The organism is Mucilaginibacter sp., from assembly GCF_041663085.1.
In the GTDB taxonomy this organism is placed as follows: Bacteria; Bacteroidota; Bacteroidia; order Sphingobacteriales; family Sphingobacteriaceae; genus Mucilaginibacter.
In genome coordinates this window covers 25,091-46,431 of the sequence record NZ_JBAZRC010000015.1, presented here as the reverse complement: position 1 = coordinate 46,431, position 21,341 = coordinate 25,091, and the positions used below count along the sequence as shown (strand labels likewise).

General features: G+C 42.9%; 21 protein-coding genes and 1 pseudogene. 20 read left to right on the top strand and 2 right to left on the bottom strand.

Going from position 1 to position 21,341, the window contains the following annotated elements:
• The 18 genes and pseudogenes from WC615_RS05655 to WC615_RS05570 form a co-directional block, all read left to right on the top strand.
• Positions 1-217 (top strand): annotated as a pseudogene (locus WC615_RS05655) (succinate--CoA ligase subunit alpha); the annotation flags it as partial.
• 143 nt (positions 218-360) lie between these two features.
• Positions 361-855 (top strand): RNA polymerase sigma factor, encoded by a 495-nt coding sequence (locus WC615_RS05650; RefSeq protein WP_372977158.1) that lies wholly within the window; start codon positions 361-363, stop codon positions 853-855.
• A complete protein-coding gene (locus WC615_RS05645; protein ID WP_372977157.1) occupies positions 842-1,276 on the top strand; it encodes a hypothetical protein in 435 nt (144 codons plus the stop codon). Before WC615_RS05650 ends, WC615_RS05645 begins: the two co-directional genes overlap by 14 nt.
• Positions 1,273-1,785 (top strand): DUF4252 domain-containing protein, encoded by a 513-nt coding sequence (locus tag WC615_RS05640; RefSeq protein ID WP_372977156.1) that lies wholly within the window; start codon positions 1,273-1,275, stop codon positions 1,783-1,785. The genes WC615_RS05645 and WC615_RS05640 overlap by 4 nt, the downstream gene beginning before the upstream one ends.
• A 70-nt stretch (positions 1,786-1,855) precedes the next feature.
• Complete coding sequence (locus tag WC615_RS05635; RefSeq protein WP_372977155.1) at positions 1,856-3,376, top strand: serine hydrolase domain-containing protein; 1,521 nt, start codon at positions 1,856-1,858, stop codon at positions 3,374-3,376.
• Between the two features lie 271 nt (positions 3,377-3,647).
• Positions 3,648-4,022 carry a methionine-R-sulfoxide reductase gene (locus WC615_RS05630; protein ID WP_372977154.1) on the top strand — a complete coding sequence of 125 codons (375 nt, stop codon included), beginning with the start codon at positions 3,648-3,650 and terminating at the stop codon, positions 4,020-4,022.
• A gap of 679 nt (positions 4,023-4,701) precedes the next feature.
• Positions 4,702-5,676 (top strand): ribonucleoside-diphosphate reductase small subunit, encoded by a 975-nt coding sequence (locus WC615_RS05625; RefSeq protein WP_191177458.1) that lies wholly within the window; start codon positions 4,702-4,704, stop codon positions 5,674-5,676.
• Positions 5,677-5,845: 169 nt separating this feature from the next.
• A complete protein-coding gene (locus tag WC615_RS05620) occupies positions 5,846-8,221 on the top strand; it encodes a ribonucleoside-diphosphate reductase subunit alpha (protein ID WP_372977153.1) in 2,376 nt (791 codons plus the stop codon).
• A gap of 156 nt (positions 8,222-8,377) precedes the next feature.
• Complete coding sequence (locus tag WC615_RS05615) at positions 8,378-8,584, top strand: cysteine-rich CWC family protein (RefSeq protein WP_372977152.1); 207 nt, start codon at positions 8,378-8,380, stop codon at positions 8,582-8,584.
• Positions 8,585-8,736: 152 nt separating this feature from the next.
• A complete protein-coding gene (locus WC615_RS05610; protein WP_372977151.1) occupies positions 8,737-9,111 on the top strand; it encodes a hypothetical protein in 375 nt (124 codons plus the stop codon).
• A 25-nt stretch (positions 9,112-9,136) separates the two neighbouring features.
• Entirely contained in the window at positions 9,137-9,322 is a 186-nt protein-coding gene (locus tag WC615_RS05605; protein WP_372977150.1) for a hypothetical protein, read from the top strand.
• Positions 9,323-9,893: 571 nt separating this feature from the next.
• Positions 9,894-10,637, top strand: a complete 744-nt coding sequence (gene fabG, locus WC615_RS05600) for a 3-oxoacyl-[acyl-carrier-protein] reductase (RefSeq protein WP_372977149.1) — start codon at positions 9,894-9,896, stop codon at positions 10,635-10,637.
• 155 nt (positions 10,638-10,792) lie between these two features.
• Complete coding sequence (locus tag WC615_RS05595) at positions 10,793-11,443, top strand: hypothetical protein (protein ID WP_372977148.1); 651 nt, start codon at positions 10,793-10,795, stop codon at positions 11,441-11,443.
• A gap of 321 nt (positions 11,444-11,764) precedes the next feature.
• Positions 11,765-13,828 carry a hypothetical protein gene (locus WC615_RS05590; protein WP_372977147.1) on the top strand — a complete coding sequence of 688 codons (2,064 nt, stop codon included), beginning with the start codon at positions 11,765-11,767 and terminating at the stop codon, positions 13,826-13,828.
• A gap of 191 nt (positions 13,829-14,019) precedes the next feature.
• On the top strand, positions 14,020-14,868 hold the full coding sequence (locus tag WC615_RS05585; RefSeq protein ID WP_372977146.1) for an endonuclease/exonuclease/phosphatase family protein: 849 nt from the start codon (positions 14,020-14,022) through the stop codon (positions 14,866-14,868).
• 86 nt (positions 14,869-14,954) lie between these two features.
• Positions 14,955-16,970, top strand: coding sequence for an NAD-dependent DNA ligase LigA (ligA, locus tag WC615_RS05580; RefSeq protein ID WP_372977145.1), 2,016 nt, complete (start codon positions 14,955-14,957; stop codon positions 16,968-16,970).
• A 16-nt stretch (positions 16,971-16,986) separates the two neighbouring features.
• Positions 16,987-17,976 carry a Gfo/Idh/MocA family protein gene (locus WC615_RS05575; RefSeq protein ID WP_372977144.1) on the top strand — a complete coding sequence of 330 codons (990 nt, stop codon included), beginning with the start codon at positions 16,987-16,989 and terminating at the stop codon, positions 17,974-17,976.
• A gap of 14 nt (positions 17,977-17,990) precedes the next feature.
• Positions 17,991-18,503, top strand: a complete 513-nt coding sequence (locus WC615_RS05570; RefSeq protein ID WP_372977143.1) for a hypothetical protein — start codon at positions 17,991-17,993, stop codon at positions 18,501-18,503.
• Positions 18,504-18,551: 48 nt separating this feature from the next.
• On the opposite strand, the gene WC615_RS05565 is transcribed toward WC615_RS05570, so the two are convergent.
• Positions 18,552-18,728, bottom strand: coding sequence for a DUF6496 domain-containing protein (locus tag WC615_RS05565; protein ID WP_372977142.1), 177 nt, complete (start codon positions 18,726-18,728; stop codon positions 18,552-18,554).
• Between the two features lie 175 nt (positions 18,729-18,903).
• Here WC615_RS05565 and WC615_RS05560 point away from each other — a divergent pair, with 175 nt between their 5' ends.
• Complete coding sequence (locus WC615_RS05560) at positions 18,904-19,998, top strand: AI-2E family transporter (RefSeq protein ID WP_372977141.1); 1,095 nt, start codon at positions 18,904-18,906, stop codon at positions 19,996-19,998.
• Between the two features lie 49 nt (positions 19,999-20,047).
• Here the strand turns inward: WC615_RS05560 and WC615_RS05555 are convergent, their stop codons facing one another.
• Positions 20,048-20,353, bottom strand: a complete 306-nt coding sequence (locus WC615_RS05555) for a hypothetical protein (RefSeq protein ID WP_372977140.1) — start codon at positions 20,351-20,353, stop codon at positions 20,048-20,050.
• Positions 20,354-20,381: 28 nt separating this feature from the next.
• Between WC615_RS05555 and WC615_RS05550 the strand changes: the two genes are divergently transcribed.
• Positions 20,382-21,338: an MBL fold metallo-hydrolase gene (locus WC615_RS05550; protein ID WP_372977139.1), complete on the top strand. Its 957-nt coding sequence runs from the start codon at positions 20,382-20,384 to the stop codon at positions 21,336-21,338.
• Positions 21,339-21,341 lie beyond the last annotated feature (3 nt).

The following is a 21,341-nucleotide window of genomic DNA, read 5'->3' as shown; positions in this document are numbered from 1 at the left end:
GATCAAAGAATTTGGTACAAAACCAGTTGTTGGTTTCATTGCCGGCCAAACTGCGCCTCCGGGCCGCCGTATGGGCCACGCAGGTGCAATTGTTGGCGGTGCCGATGATACTGCTGCTGCAAAAATGAAGATCATGCGCGAGTGTGGTATCCGTGTGGTAGAATCACCTGCCGAGATTGGCGCTGCTATGGCAGAAGAATTAGCGAAATTGAAATAGAATCAAGAGGTAAGAATCAAGATTCAAGATATAGGGAAATCCCGGTCAAAGTTTGGCCGGGATTTTTTGTTATGTTATGATCCCAACACAATTTCAAAATAAATGTAACTTTTGGCAGCTGATTTTTGTCTCCCATAAAACGAATGGAGAATTTGCATTATAAACAATTTTTAAGTTGCAGGCCAAAGCTTTATCGCTTTGCGCTTTCACTAACAAAAGATGTTAATGATGCAGAAGATCTTTTCCAGGAAACCTTGTTAAAGTTATGGGAACTAAGAAGTGAGTGGGCCGAATGGAAAAATTTTGAAGCCTATGCTATGAGGATGGAACGGAATGCTTTTTTGAATAATGTTAAGAAAAGTAATAGGCAACCACATCTGCAACTTGATGAAATAAGCGACCATCCATTTGAGAATGCAACTGATATTAACATGAGGTTAGCTGACCTAAGACTACAGTTCTATAGTCTAACCAGTCAATTGCCGGCAATACAACGGGATCTTTTGTATTTGCGCGAGATTGAAGAAATGGAGTACAAGGAAATTGGAGAAGTGCTTAATTTAACTGAAGCACAGGTTAAGGTGTATTTATACAGAGGAAGGCAGTATATAAAAAACAAGATGAATGGAACAAGATGAAATAATGTTACTGCTCGAAAAATATTGGAAAGCAGAAACAACAGTTGAAGAAGAAAAAATAATAAAGAAGTATTTAACAACACATCAGGATAAGAGCCTGGCACAGGATAGTAACTGGTTTAAGGCAATTGAAAAAACGCAAAGCATTGATCCAAAGCCTGTAGAACATAGCGGCAAAAATAACGGAACTTTTAAACTTATTGTTACTAAAATAGCTGCCAGCATTATTGTAATAACAGCGGTTTTTTTATGGGGAATAAATTATCACAACCGTGTTCAGGCCGAAAAGGATATAGTTCTTAGAAAACAAGTCGAAGCTGATCTGATATTCGTTGCTGAGGCACTTGATCAGGGCTATAACAACTTAAACGAGTCAAAAGATATTCTTTTAGATATTAAACCATTAAAAATAAAAAAATGAAGAAGATTATTTTATGCATGAGCATATTACTGTTAACAGCCAATGTGTCATTTAGTCAGGATACCCCATCACCTGCATCGTCAGGTAATATAATAGATACTTACTTTAAATCTTACAACAGCGAGCCGGAGTATCGTAGTACTGATATTACCGAAGAAATGATGAATAAGATTAGGGAAAAAGGCATATGGGGGAATCCAAAGTTCGATAAATTTATGAGGCAGATAAAACTATATAAAAAACTAAGTTTTAAAAGTAATAAAGAACATTCGGAACAAATATTTGCTGGTGTTAAAGCTGCGATAAAAAAAGACCGGTTATATAAGCCTTATTTTAAATGGAATAAAGATAGTGGGCAATCTTATTTTTATATAAAATCCAACGATAGTAAAATAACAGAGTTTTCATTTATAACGATCATGCCGGACAGAAACATTTTTACAGTAAGCAGTTTTAATGGTGATAATATAGATATAGAAACAATTCGTTCATTTACTCACGATAAGTAAGCTGTGAAGGGCGGATTAATCTTAAAATCCTTAAATTCGTTTAATTCCGGTTCAGACAAAATCCACCGCCATGAAAAAGTATCTTATCCTTTTCCTGTTCATATCTACCACAACCTTCGCCCAATACAAACCCGCAACCTTTACCGATCCCGACAGGCTCAAAAAAATTGAGGCAACCTTCCCGGTTATCGATTCCATCTATAAAAAGTATGCGCTTGCCAATAATTTTCCGGGCTTAGCTTATGGTATTGTGGTTGATGGTAAACTGGTGCACAGTGTTGGCCTGGGTTATAGTAATTTGGAAGAGAAGATCCCGGTTACTTCAAAGTCGGCGTTCCGAATAGCCTCCATGACCAAAAGCCTCACCGCTATGGCTATATTAAAGCTGCGCGATGCGGGCAAGCTAAAACTGGATGACCCGGCTTACCTCTACATCCCCGAGATGAAGAACAATAAGTATCTTACTAAGGATGCTACCCCGGTAACCATTCGCCACTTACTTACCCATGCGGCAGGCTACCCGGAAGATAACCCATGGGGCGACCGCCAGTTAGCGGTTAGTGATGATGAACTATTGGCCATTTACAAAAAGGGCGTATCGTTCTCTACTAATTCGGGGCAGGGGTATGAGTATAGCAACCTGGGCTTTGCCACATTGGGGTACATCATCAAAAAGGTATCGGGCAAAACCTACGAGCAGTATATTGCCGATAATATTTTAAAACCCCTGGGCATGACGCACACTTATTGGGAGTACACCAAGGTGCCCAAAGAACAGCTTGCCCTTGGCTACCGATGGCTTGATGGCAAATGGGTGCTTCAACCTATGCTGCACGATGGCGCTTACGGTGCAATGGGTGGACTGATCACCACTATTGAAGATTTTAGCAAATATATGGCTGTGCATATGGACGCCTGGCCTGCAAGGGATGATGCTGAAACCGGACCGGTGAAACGCAGTTCGGTACGCGAAATGCAATACCCCTGGGATGTAAATTATTTAACGGCAAATGCCAAAACACCCAATGGCAGGCCATGCCCAACGGTATCTGCTTATGCCTACGGGCTGCGCTGGGCAAAGGATTGTGATAACCGGGTTTATGTTGGCCACACAGGCGGTTTGCCCGGCTTTGGCAGCCAATGGAATATTATGCCCGACTATTGCGTGGGCATTGTATCATTCGCCAACCTTACTTATGCAAATGCGGGCGCGGTAAATAATATGGTTTTAGATACGCTGCTAACGCTATCGGGTGTAAAGCCGCGTACACTGCCAGCATCGAGCATATTGACCCAGCGGCGCAATGAACTGGTAAAACTGTTACCCAATTGGGATAACCCGCAGGCAACAGGCATTTTTGCCGATAACTTTTTTATGGATTACTTCCCCGATAAGCTAAAAGCCGAAGCAATCGAAGTTTTTAACCGGGCAGGCAACATAACCGGCGTAGGCGAGGTAGTGGCCGAAAATAACCTGCGCGGTTACTTTATAATGAAGGGCGAAAAGGGAAATATCAAAGTGCGGTTCACTTTAACCCCCGAGAACCCCGCGCTGATACAGGAGTATCATATTACGTTTGTTAAGTTATAATGTTTGTCATGCTGATTTCGCTCCCGCGAGTTTAGCGCAGAGTAACTCGTGGGTTGCATTAGGTAAGCTTTCAGCTTACAGTTCAGCTGAAAGCTGAAGCTATACCACGAGCTGAAAGCTCGCGGCCGCGCTTTTAAGGCTTGTCAAACCCGTGTAAACATCCTCCATACAAACAAAATCTGCCGGCAAATTGTCGTATATTTATATAGTAGAAAGGGCGAAATATATCTTAAATCGCCAATTCACTAACTCAATCAATTCACTAATTAAAATGGCATACAATCAATTAACACCCGAAGAAGAATATATCATATTACATAAAGGCACCGAGCGCCCGTTTACCGGCGCGTTGCTGGATAATAAGGCCGAAGGCGTTTACGTTTGCAAGCGTTGCGATGCCCCGCTTTACACATCCGAATCAAAATTTGAATCGCACTGCGGATGGCCAAGCTTTGATGACGAGATAGCCGGAGCGGTTAAATGGGAAACCGATGCGGATGGCCGCCGCACCGAAATACTTTGCGCCAATTGCGGCGCTCACCTGGGCCATGTTTTCCAGGGCGAGTATCTTACCCCTAAAAATACCAGGCATTGCGTTAACTCGGTTTCCATGAAATTTGTACCGATTGACGAACTGAAAAAATAAGTCAGAACGGCAGTGCTGCAAAGCCTTGAAAAATTAAATCCCTGCCGAAAAAACGGCGGGGATTTTTTCTTGTTCCACATGTTGTTTTTGTTAAAAAAACAGTCACTGTATGTTAAGTTTTCGGCGTGTAAAAACAGCCTTTTTAAGGCCTTTTACCTTAAGTATTCCGCTGGGTTTTAGGCTTGTTGAGAACATGTTTATATCCTGCAAGTGTTTCTGGTTTTTTATTTTCAATCTGTCAATATATCGGTCTAAAACCTGGTAAGATGTTGTTTCTTAAACTATTAATTTTAATGTCATTCTAAAATACTTTTAAAGTATTGCTAAATATTGTGGACAACTTATAGGTGATGTTAAAAACTTAGACTAACGTGAAACGGTGTGTTAACCTATCTTTGAATTACAAGTTCTTTTAACGCTATCTATGTTACCGATAATTCTATCGGGACAGAAAAGAAAGACCATGGTAAAACATGGGCTAATGTGCAACTAAGAAATAGTTTAGAAACGATTAGTGTGGGTGTAGAAAGTGAGTAAATAAATGCGGAAAAGCAATTTTTTTCCCTTTAAGTAAAAAACTCGCATGGTACACCTGTCTATTGTCGGCTCGGTACAAAAGCAGTTCAGGGGTAGGTTAACAGGGTAATAATTTAATACATAAATATAAGAAGTCGTCAGTATGGCAGAGGAAACCGAATTACTATTAAAAGAGAACAAAGACCGCTTTGTGATCCTCCCAATTAAATACCCCGCTATTTGGGAAATGTACAAAAAAGCTGAAGCCAGCTTTTGGACAGCCGAAGAGATCGACCTGTCTGACGACATGAAACACTGGGAAAGCCTGAATGATGGCGAGAGGCATTTTATTTCGCACATACTGGCGTTTTTTGCAGCGAGCGATGGTATTGTGAACGAGAACCTGGCTATCAACTTTATGAGCGAGGTGCAGTTGCCGGAGGCGCGTTGTTTCTACGGTTTCCAGATCATGATGGAAAACATCCACTCAGAAACCTATGCATTATTAATTGACACTTATATAAAAGACCCTGTAGAAAAAGACCGCCTTTTCCATGCTATTGATACCGTACCATGTGTAGGTAAAAAAGCAGAATGGGCGCTGCGCTGGATAAATAACGGAACTTTTGCCGAGCGTTTGGTAGCATTTGCAGCAGTGGAGGGGATTTTCTTCTCGGGTAGTTTCTGCTCAATCTTTTGGTTGAAAAAACGTGGCTTAATGCCGGGTTTAACCTTTAGTAATGAGCTGATATCGCGTGATGAGGGTTCACATTGTGAATTTGCCTGCCTGCTATACAAAATGCTGGATAATAAATTAAGCACAGCGGCGGCAACAAAAATTATTACCGATGCGGTTGAGATAGAAAAAGAATTTGTTAATGATGCGCTGCCGGTAAGCCTGATAGGCATGAACGCTAAAATGATGAGCCAGTACATTGAGTTTGTGGCAGACAGATGGCTGGACGAGTTGGGCTATCCAAAAGTTTACAATGTATCATGCCCTTTTGATTTTATGGAAATGATAAGCCTGCAGGGTAAAACTAACTTTTTTGAAAAACGCGTTGGCGATTACCAAAAAAGCGGAGTATTGAATGGCACTGCAGAAAACAAATCATTCTCGTTAGACGAGGATTTTTAGAGTTTGGTGAGTGGAGAGTAGTGAGCGGAGATTGGTTGAAAACTGATCAAAATCACAAACAATAAAATCGGTGAAATCATCCCAATCGGTGAAATCCCCAAAAAAGAAACTAAGTAATTAAATATATTAAACAATCCCCTGCCGGTGCAGGGAATAAGGAGGTGGCAAAATGTTCGTATTAAAAAGAGACGGTAGAAGAGAGTCGGTTAAGTTCGACAAGATCACAGCTCGTATAGAGAAGCTGTGCTATGGGTTTAAACTGGTTGACCCAATAGATGTAGCAAAAAAAGTAATTGAGGGTTTGTTTGATGGTGTTACCACCTCCGAACTGGATAACCTTGCAGCCGAGACGGCAGCATCGTTAACTACCAAACACCCTGATTATGCTTTGCTTGACTCGCGTATTGCGGTGTCTAACCTCCACAAAAACACCACAAAATCGTTCTCTGAAACCATGAAACGTATGTATGAGTACGTTGACAAAAAAACCGGTAAAAACGCCGCTTTACTGGCCGAAGATGTTTACCAGATCATCCGCGACAATGCCGAGCTGTTAGACAGCAGCATTATTTACGACCGCGATTTTGGTTTCGATTACTTTGGTTTTAAAACCCTTGAAAAATCGTACCTGTTAAAAATTGACGGTAAAATAGCCGAGCGCCCGCAGCATTTGTTTATGCGCGTATCAATCGGTATCCACAAAGAGGATGTAGAAAGCGCTATCAAAACATACCACCTGATGAGCGAGCGCTGGTTTACACATGCTACACCAACTTTGTTTAACGCAGGTACACCAAAACCTCAAATGTCGTCATGCTTTTTGTTAACCATGAAAGATGACAGTATTGAAGGTATTTATGATACGCTTAAACAAACTGCCAAGATCTCGCAAAGCGCTGGCGGTATTGGTTTAAGCATCCACAATGTAAGGGCTACAGGCTCGTACATCAGCGGTACAAACGGTACCAGCAACGGTATCATCCCAATGCTGAAAGTATTTAACGATACCGCACGTTATGTAGACCAGGGCGGTGGCAAGCGTAAAGGCGCCTTTGCCATATACCTGGAGCCATGGCATGCAGATATATTTGAATTTCTTGACCTGCGTAAAAACCACGGTAAAGAAGAAATGCGCGCCCGCGACTTGTTCTACGCCCTTTGGGTATCTGACTTGTTTATGCGCCGTGTTGAAGCTAACGAAGAATGGACACTATTTTGCCCGCACGAAGCACCGGGACTGGCTGATTGCCACGGCGCCGAGTTTGAAGCATTATACGAAAGATACGAAAAAGAAGGCCGTGGCCGTAAAACCATCAAAGCACAGGAACTTTGGTTTGCTGTACTTGATGCCCAGGTTGAAACCGGTACACCGTACCTGTTGTATAAAGATGCTGCCAACGCAAAATCGAACCAGAAAAACCTTGGTACTATAAAAAGCTCTAACCTTTGTACCGAAATTATGGAGTACACTTCTGATAAAGAAGTAGCGGTTTGTAACCTGGCTTCACTGGCCCTGCCACGTTATGTAATTAACGGTGAGTTTGACCACGCTAAACTGTACGAAGTAACTTACCAGGCTACCCTGAACCTGAACAAGATAATTGATAACAACTATTACCCTGTACCGGAAGCAGAGTACTCTAACCTGCGCCACCGCCCAATTGGTTTAGGTGTGCAAGGTTTGGCTGATGCCTTTATCCTGCTGCGTTTACCGTTCGAGAGCGAAGAAGCAAAACAACTGAACAAAGAGATATTTGAGACCATTTACTTTGCAGCCATGACGGCTTCAAAAGACCTGGCCATCAAAGATGGTGCTTACGAAACCTTTAAAGGCTCGCCTTTATCTGAAGGTAAGTTCCAGTTTGATCTTTGGGATGTTAAACCAGCCAGCACCCGTTGGGATTGGGAAAACCTTCGCCTTGATGTAATGAACCATGGTGTGCGTAACTCGCTGTTAGTAGCGCCTATGCCAACCGCGTCAACATCACAAATATTGGGTAATAACGAATGCTTTGAGCCATACACCTCAAACATTTACACCCGCCGCGTATTAAGCGGAGAGTTTGTGATTGTGAACAAACACTTATTACGTGACCTTGTTGACCGTGGCTTGTGGACAAACAACATGAAAGACAGGATCATCACCGCTAACGGTTCTATCCAGGATATTGCAGAGATCCCTGCCGATATCAAGGAACTTTACAAAACCGTTTGGGAAATTAAGATGCGTAACATTATAGATATGGCTGCCGATAGGGGCGCTTATATCTGCCAGTCGCAATCGCTTAATCTGTTCATCAACTCGCCAAATGCATCTAAACTTACTTCAATGCACTTCTACGCATGGAAGAAAGGCCTTAAAACAGGTATGTATTACCTGCGTACACAGGCAGCATCGCAAGCAGTTAAATTTACGGTTGAGAACCAGGGCGGAAAAAACATGGAAGCCGTTATCCCGGAAGTTGTTGCAGATAGCAGCGAAGCAGAAATGCCGGCCGGCCCAAGCTGCTCTATGGAAGAAGGATGCGTTACCTGCTCTGCATAACAACCGCCTAATCCACCATAAATTGATTATAAAAAAGACCGGTAGCTGTAAAGCTTACCGGTCTTTTACATTATAATGATTGGTATACATCATTCTATTACCGACCTTTGATAGATCATCCGGACTTTCGGTCTTTCCCGGCTTCCCGACTTAATAATGCTTATATCACCAAAACACGAAATACTCCACTGCGACCGCTGCAGCGCACCCTTTGAATGTAAAGCAAATTCATTTACCAAGTGCCAGTGCAGTACCGTGCAGTTAAGTATCAATGAGGTGCAATACGTAAGTGAGCTTTACGATAGCTGCCTGTGCGCCAAATGCTTGGTTGAATTGCAAAAGGAGTATCAGGAAAGTTTATAAATACAGCACTAACATTATTTTTTTTTCAAGGAAATGCATGTTGCTTAATGATTAAATAATTAACAATTGTTTAAATATAACAGTTGAGTTGTTTTTGTAGTTGATTTATTTTGACTTAGCTTAGCTATATACCAATTAAACAACCTAACATTATGAAAAAAAGCATTTTAGCCACATTGCTGGCCGGGTTAATCCTTGTGTGTATTTATTCGTTTACCCTTATTCACACTCCTCCCAAAAAAGTTGCTGCCAAGCCTAAAACGGCATTTGCCTGTAGCGCGGGTGTAAGCAATGCCCATGTCATATCTAACGATGGCTGGACCGTAACTATAGGCTGGACCGGTGTAAACACGCCCCATCATTACGATTATGGCGGCTATTACAAATGCTCTGTGCCCACTATTCCTACAACTATAACTTATGGTACAACAATTACTATCCCGTATGCATGTACCGGTGGTACGTTGGTAATAAGGGCCTATTGTGCCGACGGATCATTAGGCGGTTATCAAACCATTGGTTTTTAATAATAAATCTTAAATCTTTAAAAAAATGAAAAAGCTAAAAACACCATTAACCCGGGCAGAAATGAAAAATGTTATGGGGGGATTTTATCCCTGCGATTTCGGCGGTTACGTTTGTCCCGATTTTCCGCTGTGTGATAATCCAACCAACCCTAATGGGTGGGAGTATCAATGTATAAATAACACCTGTAGAATTGTCAATTGCAGTGTTTAACAGTTTAAATGACATGTAAAAGGCCGGTACCGGCCTTTTACATTGCTTAAATCTCATATAAAATTCCCTGCTTTCGCCTTTCCTGTTAATTCCTTACTTTCCCCCACTCTAAAAACTCATACTTAGATTATGAATTTTTCGTCCTTGTTGGTGTTGTCACAACAAGTGTTCGGAAGATCTTTCGTTTATCAACTCACCCCGACATCGCTACGCTTGTCGACCCTCTCTGCTACGCAAAGAGGGTGAGAAGAAAAGCAAAACCCTCTTTGCGCGTAGCAAAGACCGGGTGAGTAAATTACGCGGTGGCATTTAGGATCTTCCGAACACCTATCGTGTTGTCACCAACAAGCCGCGATTCGTTCCAAAAGGCTTTACAATTTTCTCTCCTCGTGGTGTTAGGCCGAAACAGGGTCGAAAAAGGGCGAAAAAAGTCGTTTTTTATTGGTGATTTCTGGCCTCCCCCAAAGCGGAACAAGGAACTTAATTAAACCTGCATCTTCAAACTTATCCTGGTTTTCACTTTCTAACAAATTCCCTATCTTCACCCACTCGAAAAACTCATACTTAAATTATGAAATTACTTGAAGGAAAAACCGCACTTATTACAGGTGCATCAAAAGGAATAGGCCGCACTATAGCCGAGAAATTTGCTGAGCATGGCGCCAATGTTGCCTTTACATATTTATCGTCGGTAGAAAAAGGCCAGGCCCTTGAGCAGGAATTGCAAAGCTTTGGCACGCAGGTAAAAGGTTACCGCAGCGATGCCTCCAAATTTGACGAAGCCGAAAAACTGATCAACGATATTGTTGCTGATTTTGGTACATTAGATATCGTGGTGAACAATGCCGGTATCACCAAAGATGGCTTGTTGATGCGTATGACCGAAGAACAATGGGACGACGTACTAAACGTAAACCTTAAATCGATATTTAACGTTACTAAAGCTGCCTCAAAAATCATGATGAAGAACCGTAAAGGCGTGTTCATCAACATGAGCTCGGTAGTAGGCGTGCAAGGTAATGCCGGCCAGGCTAATTACGCAGCTTCAAAAGCAGGTATCATTGGTTTCTCAAAATCAGTAGCTAAAGAACTGGGTTCACGTAATATCCGTACCAACGTAGTAGCCCCGGGTTTTATACGCACCGAAATGACAGACGTTTTAGATCCTAAAGTGGTTGAAGGATGGACGGCAGCTATCCCGTTGAAACGTGCCGGCGAAACAGCCGACGTAGCCAATGCCTGTGTGTTCCTGGCGTCAGACATGGCAGCTTACATCACCGGGCAGGTTATCCCTGTTGATGGTGGGATGTTGTAAGAGTAAGTCAAAATTAAAAATTCAAAAGTCAAAACCGCAACCGTCATCCTGAACTTGTTTCAGGATCTCTCGGAGCAGGTGATATTACCTATAAAACAAAAAAGGCAAAGCTTAGCTTGCCTTTTTTGTTTTATATTGGGTTGAAAACCTATCCGATGAAAAGATATTTAATTATTCTTTTATTAATCCTGCCATGTATAGCTTTAGCTCAGCGAAAAAAACACTTTGAGGCACCAAGAGTACGACACTACTATGAAGGCTATAATGATTGTTCTTACCAGTACCGCTTTAATGCTAATGAGCGGCGTACATTTTTCCCTTTTTCCAAAGCTGTAAATGTTCGCCTAATATCTTATCATGAAGGCGAAAATGTGCTCATCCATATAACAGAACCTGGAACAATAAGTGCCTTGGATGATATACCCGCAGAGGATACTATGCAGGTATTTTCGCCAATGGCAAAGGGTAATTTTTTTATAAATTATTGTAGGGTAATAGAAATGCGCGATCTGTCTAAAAGAGCGATTGACTCTTTAACAGATATTATGTATAACGTAGCCAGGAAACCAATAAAACTGCCTGATGACTACGCCAACCCGGGGGTAAAGTGTTATATGCCTGCAAATGCTATTTTATTTATGGATAGTAAGGGTAAAGTAACCGAATATATTGAGATATGCTTTCATTGTCATAAATATTATTACAGTTCATCCCAAACTCATGAAATAGACTATTGTGATCAAAAATGGGATATGCTCAAAAGTTTTTTTGTTTCTCAAGGGCAAAAGTTTGGAATAATTGAGTAATTGAATAAATAAACACCTATCTCTGTCATCCTTCAGAGTCTAACATTTTCGCCCAAATTGAAAATAAGAAACTCAAAATATTGTTCTGGAATATTAATGGTGACACTGTTTTGTCAGCACGTTTTTCATGTATCTGATTATCAGGTTTTAACGAGTGTTCGCGGTCTGCCTGTGGTGTGAACGTGAACACTTGATGCCGCAGTTGTTTAGCAAGCCGGCATTATAAAGCATGAAATTTAATTAGCCCCATTCCACAATATTTTCGCATTTTGCGGGTATGCACTGTATGGTCATCGCACACAATTTACCAACCAAAAATTAATGTCATTTACCTGGGGATCGGTTTCGGGGTGGTGGCTGCCTGCCTGCCTTGTTTTGGGCCTGCTTTATGCGTGGTTGATGTACCGCCAGCCTGTGCAACTGGTAAAAAGCATGCGGTATATACTGTTTGCCTTACGGGCAGTTGTGGTAAGCTTTTTAGCCCTGTTATTGGTGTCGCCTTTGGTGCGTTCAATAACTTACCAGCCGCAAAAACCACTTGTGTTAATAGCGCAGGATAATTCGGAATCTATCAAGTTATTTGGCAAGAATGCTCTTAGGGGGGGCTGGGAAGAATCCCTCAAAAAAGAATTAGGCAACGATTACGAAGTACATGAGTTTCATTTCGATAAAGACCTGAAAGATAGTTTGTCAACCAGGTTCGACGGAAAGCAAACCGATATTTCAAACGCTTTACACCAACTGAACGAGCGTTTTGTAAACCGCAACATAGGCGCCCTGGTGCTGGCTACCGATGGCCTGTATAACCTGGGTACCGATCCGCAATACGAAGCGCGCAACATCAAAACCAATATTTATACTATTGCCCTTGGCGATACCGTTCCCCGCCGCGACCTGTTGCTGAGTAATGTGAACTATAACAAAACCGCTTTTCTGGGGAATGATTTTGAGGTAGAGATACTGGCCGAAGCTTACCAAAGCGCGGGCGAAAATATGCACCTTACCATTACCGAAGATGGCAGGCAGGTGCATACCCAAAACATCAGTATCGCATCGGCGGCGTTTAAAAAAGTTATCCCGGTAAAACTGAATGCCGGTAAAAAAGGTATCCGTAAGTTCACCATCAGCCTGGCACCAGTAAAAAATGAACTATCGGTACAAAACAATACCGAAACTATTTACATAGATGTGCTTGATGCCCGGCAAAAGGTATTGTTGCTGTACGATGGCGTTAACCCTGATATCAGCGTGCTCAAACAAGCTATAGAAAGCAATAAAAACTTTGAGGTGAAAACCAGTTTGGTAAGCGATGTAGCTTCCATAAAAATGGCAGATTATAGCCTGGCTATTCTTTACCAGTTATCGGCATCTAGTTACGGCAAACTACAAACCCTGCTGCAAAGCAAAACCCCGATATGGTTTATCGCAGGTACACAGGCCGATCTGCAAGCGTTTAACAATGCGCAAAAAGCAGTGAAGATAAACGCTGGTAGGCAAGAGGTACAGGAAGCCTTCGCACAACCGGTTAGTACGTTTTCGGCTTTTACCTTAACAGATCCTACCCGCGATAAAATAAGCAAACTGCCGCCGCTGGTATCACCATTTGGCAGTTACGAAGCATCGGGCACTGCATCGGTATTGTTTAAGCAAAAAATAGGCAATGTAGAGACCAACTACCCGCTGCTTGCTTTTAATGATGAGGCAGGCCGTAAAATAGCCGCCCTTACCGGCGAAGGTTTATGGCGCTGGCAACTGGCCGAATACCGCGAGTTTGGCAACCACCATGCGGTAGAAGAACTGTTAAGCCAAACCGTACAATACCTTACCGCCAATGCCAACCGCCAGCGGTTTAGGGTATATGCCGCTAAAAATGTTTTTGACGAGGGCGAAAATGTATTGCTCAATGCCGAACTATATAATGATGCACTGGAGCTGATCAACACACCTGATGTAAAGATCAATCTGAAGAGCCGGTCGGGTAAGAGTTATAGCTTCCTGTTCACCCGTAGCGGGCAAAGTTACCAGTTAAACGCGGGCGCACTGCCGGTTGGCGAGTATAGTTATCTGGCTACAACGGCCAATGGCAAGCAGGCGTTTACGGCCAACGGACAAATAACAATCAAGCAATTAAACCTGGAAACCCGACAAAGTACAGCCAACCATGGCTTGCTGCGAAACATGGCTGCACAATCTGGAGGGCAAATGTTGTTGCCATCACAGATAGGCAAACTGGCCGGCTTGATCCGCAAAAACGAAAATATCAAAACCGTGGTTTATGAGGATAAGCGCTATACCGACCTGGTAGATATGAAATGGGTGTTTGTGCTGATACTATTGCTGCTTAGTGCCGAATGGTTTTTGAGGAAGCGCGAAGGGGAGATTTAGAGATTGGTGAATAGAGAGCGGTGAGTGGTTTTCTCTGTTCATTGCCGTTGGCTTCAGCCAACGGATAACCAATAATAAATTCCTCCGGCTTTAGCCGAAATCAATTGGCTAAAGCCAATTGGTAGATTTAATAATCCGCCCCATAAATGAGACGGCAATGATTTTATATTTGCATATCAATTCCTCCTACCATGAAAATCAAACTAACACTTATCCTGCTATTGCTTACCGCGACAGCTACATTCACCAAAGCACAGCAATTCAACATCGGCACATACAACCTGCGTTACTCCAACCAGGGCGATTCGACCGCCGGAAATGGCTGGGGGCAGCGGTTCCCCTGGATAGCAAAACTCATCCAATTTCAAGATTTGGATATCTTTGGCACACAAGAGGGCAAATACAACCAACTGGTAAACCTTTCCGATAGCCTGCCCGGTTACAAATGGGTTGGTGTGGGCCGCGATGACGGCAAACAAGGAGGAGAACACTCCGCAATATTCTATAAAATAGACAGGTTCAAACTCTTAAAAACAGGAAACTTCTGGATGTCGACGGTTACCGATAAACCCAACAAAGGCTGGGATGCCGCCTTACCGCGTATATGCACCTGGGCGCAATTCCGTGAAATTAAAACCGGCTTTACTTTTTACTTTTTTAACCTGCATATGGATCATATAGGTGTGGTTGCCCGCCGCGAAAGCGCCAAGCTGGTACTGGCAAAAATTAAACAAATGGCAGGCGCTATGCCAACCATCCTCACCGGCGATTTTAATGTGGACCAAACATCAGATAGCTACGCGGTGATCAATAACTCGGGCTTGCTGAAGGATAGCTATGTACTATCGCCCATAAAACTTGCGCCGAGCGATACCTTTAACGAATTTAATGCCAATACAGCCGGCGACAAACGCATCGACCATATTTTTGTGACCAAACAATTTAAGGTAAAACGCTACGGCATATTAACCAATACCTACCATGGCCGCACCCCGTCAGACCATTACCCGGTAGTAGCTGTGATGGGGGTTGGCAAATAGTTCATGGTTCATGGCCGGACGTAAATTGCTATGAACAATGAACCATCAGCTATGAACTACTAACAACAATTCCTATCTTCGCTACCATGTCGCCCACCGAAGCAAAAGACCAAATACAAGCGCTTACTGCCGAATTAAGACAGCACACTTATAACTATTATGTGCTGGCTATGCCTACTATTTCTGATTACGAATTTGACCAAAAGCTTGAGCAATTAAGCAAGCTGGAAAAGCAATTCCCTGAGTTTGCCGATCCCGAATCGCCAACACAGGTAGTTGGTGGTGATATCACCAAGGAATTTGTGACCGTAAAACACCGCTGGCCCATGCTCTCATTAGGCAACACCTACAACGAGCAGGAGTTGATTGATTTTGACCAGCGTATCCGCAAGGCCATCGGTGATAATTTTGAATATGTATGCGAACTGAAGTTCGACGGCTTATCAATGAGCCTTACTTATGTGGATGGCAAATTGTCGCGCGCGGTTACCCGTGGCGATGGTACACAGGGGGATGAGGTGACCACTAATGTACGCACTATTCATACTATCCCAAAGAAACTGAATACGGGCAATTACCCGGACATGTTCGAAATTCGGGGAGAGGTGTTTATGCACCTGAAGGCCTTTGAACGTCTGAACAAGGAACGCGTTGATAACGGAGAAGTTCCTTATGCCAATCCCCGTAACTTTGCATCGGGTACCATGAAACTGCAGGACTCGGCAGAGGTGGCCCGCCGCCCGCTGGATTGTTTCTTGTATGGCTTGTATACCGAAAAAACATTATTTAAAACCCATTGGGAAAGCCTGGAAGCCGTAAAAAACTGGGGTTTTCATGTAGATAACCATAGCCGTTTGGTGAGCGATATCAACGGCGTGCTGGAGTTTATAAGCCACTGGGATACCGAACGCCATAACCTGAGTTATGATATTGATGGGATAGTCATTAAAATAAACAATTATTCGCAGCAGCAGGAACTGGGCTTCACCGCCAAATCGCCACGCTGGGCTATCTCCTATAAGTTTAAAGCAGAAAGGGTAGAGACAGAATTGCTGGCTGTTACTTACCAGGTAGGCCGCACAGGTGCGGTTACACCGGTAGCTAATTTAAAACCGGTATTATTGGCTGGTACAACCGTAAAGCGTGCCACCCTGCACAACGCCGACGAGATAACCGAGCGCCTTAAACTGCATGAACACGATATCGTTTATGTAGAAAAGGGAGGGGAGATAATCCCTAAAATTATCAGCGTAAATTTGGATAAACGCAAGCCCGGTGCAAAGGCCATTGAATATATAACCCATTGCCCCGCTTGTGGCACGCAGCTATTACGCACCGAGGGCGAAGCGGCATGGTATTGCCCTAATGATGAAGGCTGCCCACCGCAGATTGTGGGTAAAATGCAGCACTACATAGGCCGTAAAGCCATGAACATTGATGGCCTGGGCGACGAGACCATCGAAACCCTGTACCGCCAGGATTTTATTAAACACATTAGTGATATTTATATCCTGCATGAGCGTGCCGATGAGTTGAAACAGCTTGGTCGCTTTGGTGAGAAATCTATCAATAACATGCTGGATGGGATTGAGAAATCGAAGCAGCAGCCGTTTGAGAAAGTATTGTTCGGCCTGGGCATTCGCTATGTAGGCGAAACCGTGGCCAAAAAGCTGGTAGCGCATTTTAAAACTATTGATAACCTGATGGCAGCTACGGCAGAAGAACTTATTGCAGCCGAAGAGATAGGCGGCCGGATTGCCGAAAGCATCACCGAATATTTTGCCGATGAGAACCATCGCGCAGAAATAGAGAAGCTGAGGGAACGCGGCCTGCAATTTATCGCCGAAGAAAAAGAAGTAACCCTGGCCAGCGAAAAACTAAGCGGACAAAGCTTTATCATCTCTGGTGTGTTTGAGAAGTATTCGCGCGATGAGTTGAAAGATTTGATTGAACAAAACGGCGGTAAGATATTGAGCAGTATATCTGCCAAGCTGAACTTTTTGGTAGCAGGCGATAACATGGGGCCTGCCAAATTGGAGAAGGCTAATAAACTAAACATCCCGATAATAAGCGACGATGAGTTGCTGGCCTTGATCAGCTAAAATATTATTTAAAAAAATGACAGCAATACAATGGGGCATCATAGGTTGCGGTAACGTAACCGAAAAAAAGAGCGGACAGGCCTATAATAAAATAGGTGATAGCAAACTGGTTGCCGTAATGCGCCGAGACGCCGAAAAGGCAGCAGACTACGCCCAACGCCATCATGTTGATAAATGGTACAGCGATGCCGAAGACCTGATGAACGATCCGGCGGTAAACTCAGTATCTATAGCTACGCCGCCTGCTTCGCATTTGGAGTATGCCTTACGGGCGATTAAAAAAGGCCTGAATATTTATGTAGAAAAACCTGTTACCCGCAACGCGCATGAAGCACAAGCAATGGCCGATGCAGTAAGGGAAAGCGGAGCAAAACTTACCGTAGCTCATTATCGCCGTGCGCTGCCCATGTTTTTGCATGTGAAAAATTTAATTGATAGCGGCGCCGTGGGCGATATCCGTACGGTGCAGATCAGGATGTGGAAATATGCTAATCCAAACCCGCAGGCCAACATTGATAACTGGCGGTTACAACCCGAGTTTTCGGGTGGCGGCTACTTTCATGACCTGGCCCCTCATCAGCTGGATCTAATGCTGTTTTACTTTGGCGAACCCGCAGCTTACAACGGCTATAGCCTTAACCAGGGTGGGTTTAGCCCCGCCGATGACCATGTTTGCGGGCAGATAGTATTTAAAAACAAGGTGGTGGTAAATGGCTCTTGGTGTTTTAATGTTGCCCCAAGTGAGGTGGCAGACAGTTGCGAGATCATCGGTACAAAAGGGAAAATCACTTTCCCTTTCTTTGGTGGCTTTGTTACCTGTAAGAATGAGGCAGGCGAGGAAACAGTAAACTTTACCCATCCCGAGCATATCCAGCAGCCTATGATCACCAAAATAGTATCTTATTTTAAAGACGAAGGACCAAACCCCTGTACAATTGATGAAGCGGTGGTGTTGATGAAAGTAATGGACTCATTTACAATATCTCAAAAAATAAAATTATCTTAGCATTAGCTAATAACATGAAAAAGATAATCCGCACTGTTTTATTATTAACACTGCTTACAGGCCTAAAGGCATCGGCGCAAACCTATGAAGTGCCAAAAGATTATCATTTTAAAAGACACGAAGACTATATTAAATACGAGACCGAAATTATAAAGGCCGCCGATTGGCTGATGCGTACACCCTGGGGTACCGAACCTGTAAAAACAGAAGCTGCAAACCAGTTTATTTTGCAATGGGCACAAGGTACACCAGATGTAGTTATTGAGTTGAAACAAGCCATAATGGACATTTCAGATACTAACCCACAACTGGGGTTTATATACATGTCTCAGTTTTGTAAATATGCTATACAACATAAAACAGGCTTTAATAAAGCGCTTGCTAACCTGGCGGCACTAAAGGCGGTAATTGAAAAGTATAACATGGAGCCCGCCCATAAGCGTGATAATGATGTTGAAAAGCTGATAGATATTGATAAGGATGGAAAACTGGATTATTGGATAAATAACGAATTTACCTTTAACTAAGCAGTAAGCCCCGCGTATAAATCGGGGCTTCTTACTTGTACAGTTATATTAATCCTTTTTCTTAGGTACTTTTGCGCCCTCTTTACGTACCTCTGATAAGCCTATTGCAACAGCTTGTTTTTTACTCGTAACTTTTTTGCCACTGCCGCTTTTTAGTTTGCCTTCTTTCATTTCGTGCATGGTTTTTTCAACCTTTTCGCTCGCCTTTTCTGAATATTTTGCCATGTTAGTATGTGTTAAGTTTATAACGTATTCATAGCAAAGTATTTGCCAGAAAGGAGCCATTAGGTAGTTATAAAATGGATAAATTTAGAATAGCTAATATTTTATTGCACATTTACGTTAGCCTCTAAAACATATAAAACACCCATATGTTGAGCTGATAAAATATTGCTGCTATATGCCAACAAAAAAACTTATCGCCCCTTTTTATGAACGTTTAGCGCTTATCCTGATCGGGGTATGCGTGCTGGGATATTTGGTAGTAATGGCCAAAGAACTGATAGATCCCATGATCTTCGGTTTTTTGTTTGCAGTATTGTTACTGCCGGTTTCAAATTTTTTCGAAAAAAAATGCCGCCTGCCGCGCAGCGCATCATCCTTTTTATCAATATTGTTATTTATTGGATTTGTTGGTGGCATTATGTATTTGATAGGTACACAAATATCAAGCATAGCTAATGATTGGCCTATGTTAAAAGGGCAGGTAACGGAATCGATAAATAACCTGCATGAATGGGTACACACCACTTTTCATATCAACACTGATAAACAATTAACCTACGTACACAGTACTGCCGATAAATTAATGGCATCGGGCACAGCAGTATTAGGTACTACTTTTGGGGCAGTATCGTCACTGGTATTGTTTTATGTGTTTATACTCATCTTTACCTTTTTTATACTGTTTTACCGCAGGTTGCTGTTCCGTTTTATTACCTGGGTTTTTAGCGATGAGAATAAAACCATTGTCGTTGACATCGTAGAAAACGTACAAAAAATACTGCGCCAATATATTTTAGGCTTAATGATAGAAATGGTTATTGTAGCCGGTATGGCCATAACCATATTTTACTTTATTGGCATCAAATACGCTGCGCTGCTGGGCATTATAGTGGGGGTATTTAACATTATACCTTACATTGGTATTTTTAGCGCGTTGCTGTTAAGTACCGTGGTTACGTTTGCTACCGGTACCATAAGTCAAACGCTTACTGTTGCCGCCTGTACAATTGGCATACACGCTGTTGATGCGAACTTTTTACTGCCGGCTGTAGTAGGCTCTAAGGTGCGGTTAAACGCTCTTATATCGTTTGTCGGTATTATTATAGGCGAAATGATATGGGGACTATCGGGCATGTTTCTTTCTATCCCCATCATAGCCATTTTTAAAATTATATTTGACAGGATTGAAAGCCTTAAACCATGGGGCTACCTGCTAGGCGGCGATTACGAGTATAAAGATTCGGTAGAGAAAAAGATGAAGACAGAGTAATTGATTAGTGGTTAGTTGATTAGGGCTATTGGCCATCAGGATTAATCATTTATTTTATAAGCCGGTAAATGTGTATGTACAGCGTAATGGCGTAAATGATCAGTATAACCGTATTTAATACTAACAGCCAGTTCAGATCTGTTTTGCTGAATTTTTTAATGGAACAAATAACCAGCAGCGCAATAAACCCAAGGATCAGCAAAATGGGGAACACCAGTGTCCAGGCTTGTTTGGGTGCAAGGTAAAGGTGCTGCAGTTTAGAGGTATCGCCCTGTAAAAACGGCACGAGCGCTATTAGCAGTAAAAAGAAAAATAAACGGGTTACAATTTTAGCGGCAATCTGGCTTGTTTTCATTAGCGGCCAAATTAGTAAATTTGGCACAATGTATAATCACCGTAAGTTCTCGCTGTTTGCTTTTTTACTTTTGCCTGTTTTTGCGTTAGCGCAGGTTAAGCCAGCGGCATCATTCCGTATAGTGCCTTTAGGCGTTTTGGGCAGTGCTGATGAAAGCAACTTGTCGGCCTATATGCTGGCACCAAAGGGCTCATCTAATTATATTTGCCTTGATGCCGGTACCCTGCATTATGGTATAGCCAAAGCGGTAGCCCATAAAACATTTACAGTACCGGCAGACGTGGTACTGCGGCAATACATCAAAGGCTATTTTATCTCACATGCCCACCTTGATCATCTGGCCGGTATGGTCATCAATTCACCGGATGATACAACCAAAAATATCTACGGCTTAAAAAGTGCCCTTGAAACCCTCAAAACCCACTACTTTACCTGGGAAAGCTGGGCTAACTTTGCCGATGAAGGTGGCACGCCACAACTCAAAAAATATCATTATAAACCCTTGGAACCGGGCAGCGAAACAGCTATCGAGAATACCGAGATGCAGGTGCAGGTGTTCCCGCTGAGCCATTCTAATTTAACCAGCACCGCGTTTTTGGTGAGGAGTAAGGATAGCTTCGTTTTATACATGGGTGACACGGGTGCCGATGAGATAGAAAAAAGCCAGAACCTGCACAGCCTATGGGCAGCGGTAGCACCATTGGTAAAAGCCAAAAAGCTAAAGGCTATTATGATAGAAGTATCGTTCCCGGATGAGCAGCCGGATAAAAGCTTGTTTGGCCACCTGACCCCGCGTTTGCTGATGAATAAAATGAGCGAACTGGGCAAGCTATCCGGCGTTTCATTACAGGGATTGAATGTAGTTGTAACCCACCTGAAGCCGCCATATAAAAGCATCTCCCAGATAAAAACGCAGCTAAAAGCAGGCAATAAAATGGGCTTGAATTTGGTTTATCCGCAGCAGGGTAAAGCGCTCGAGTTTTAGAGT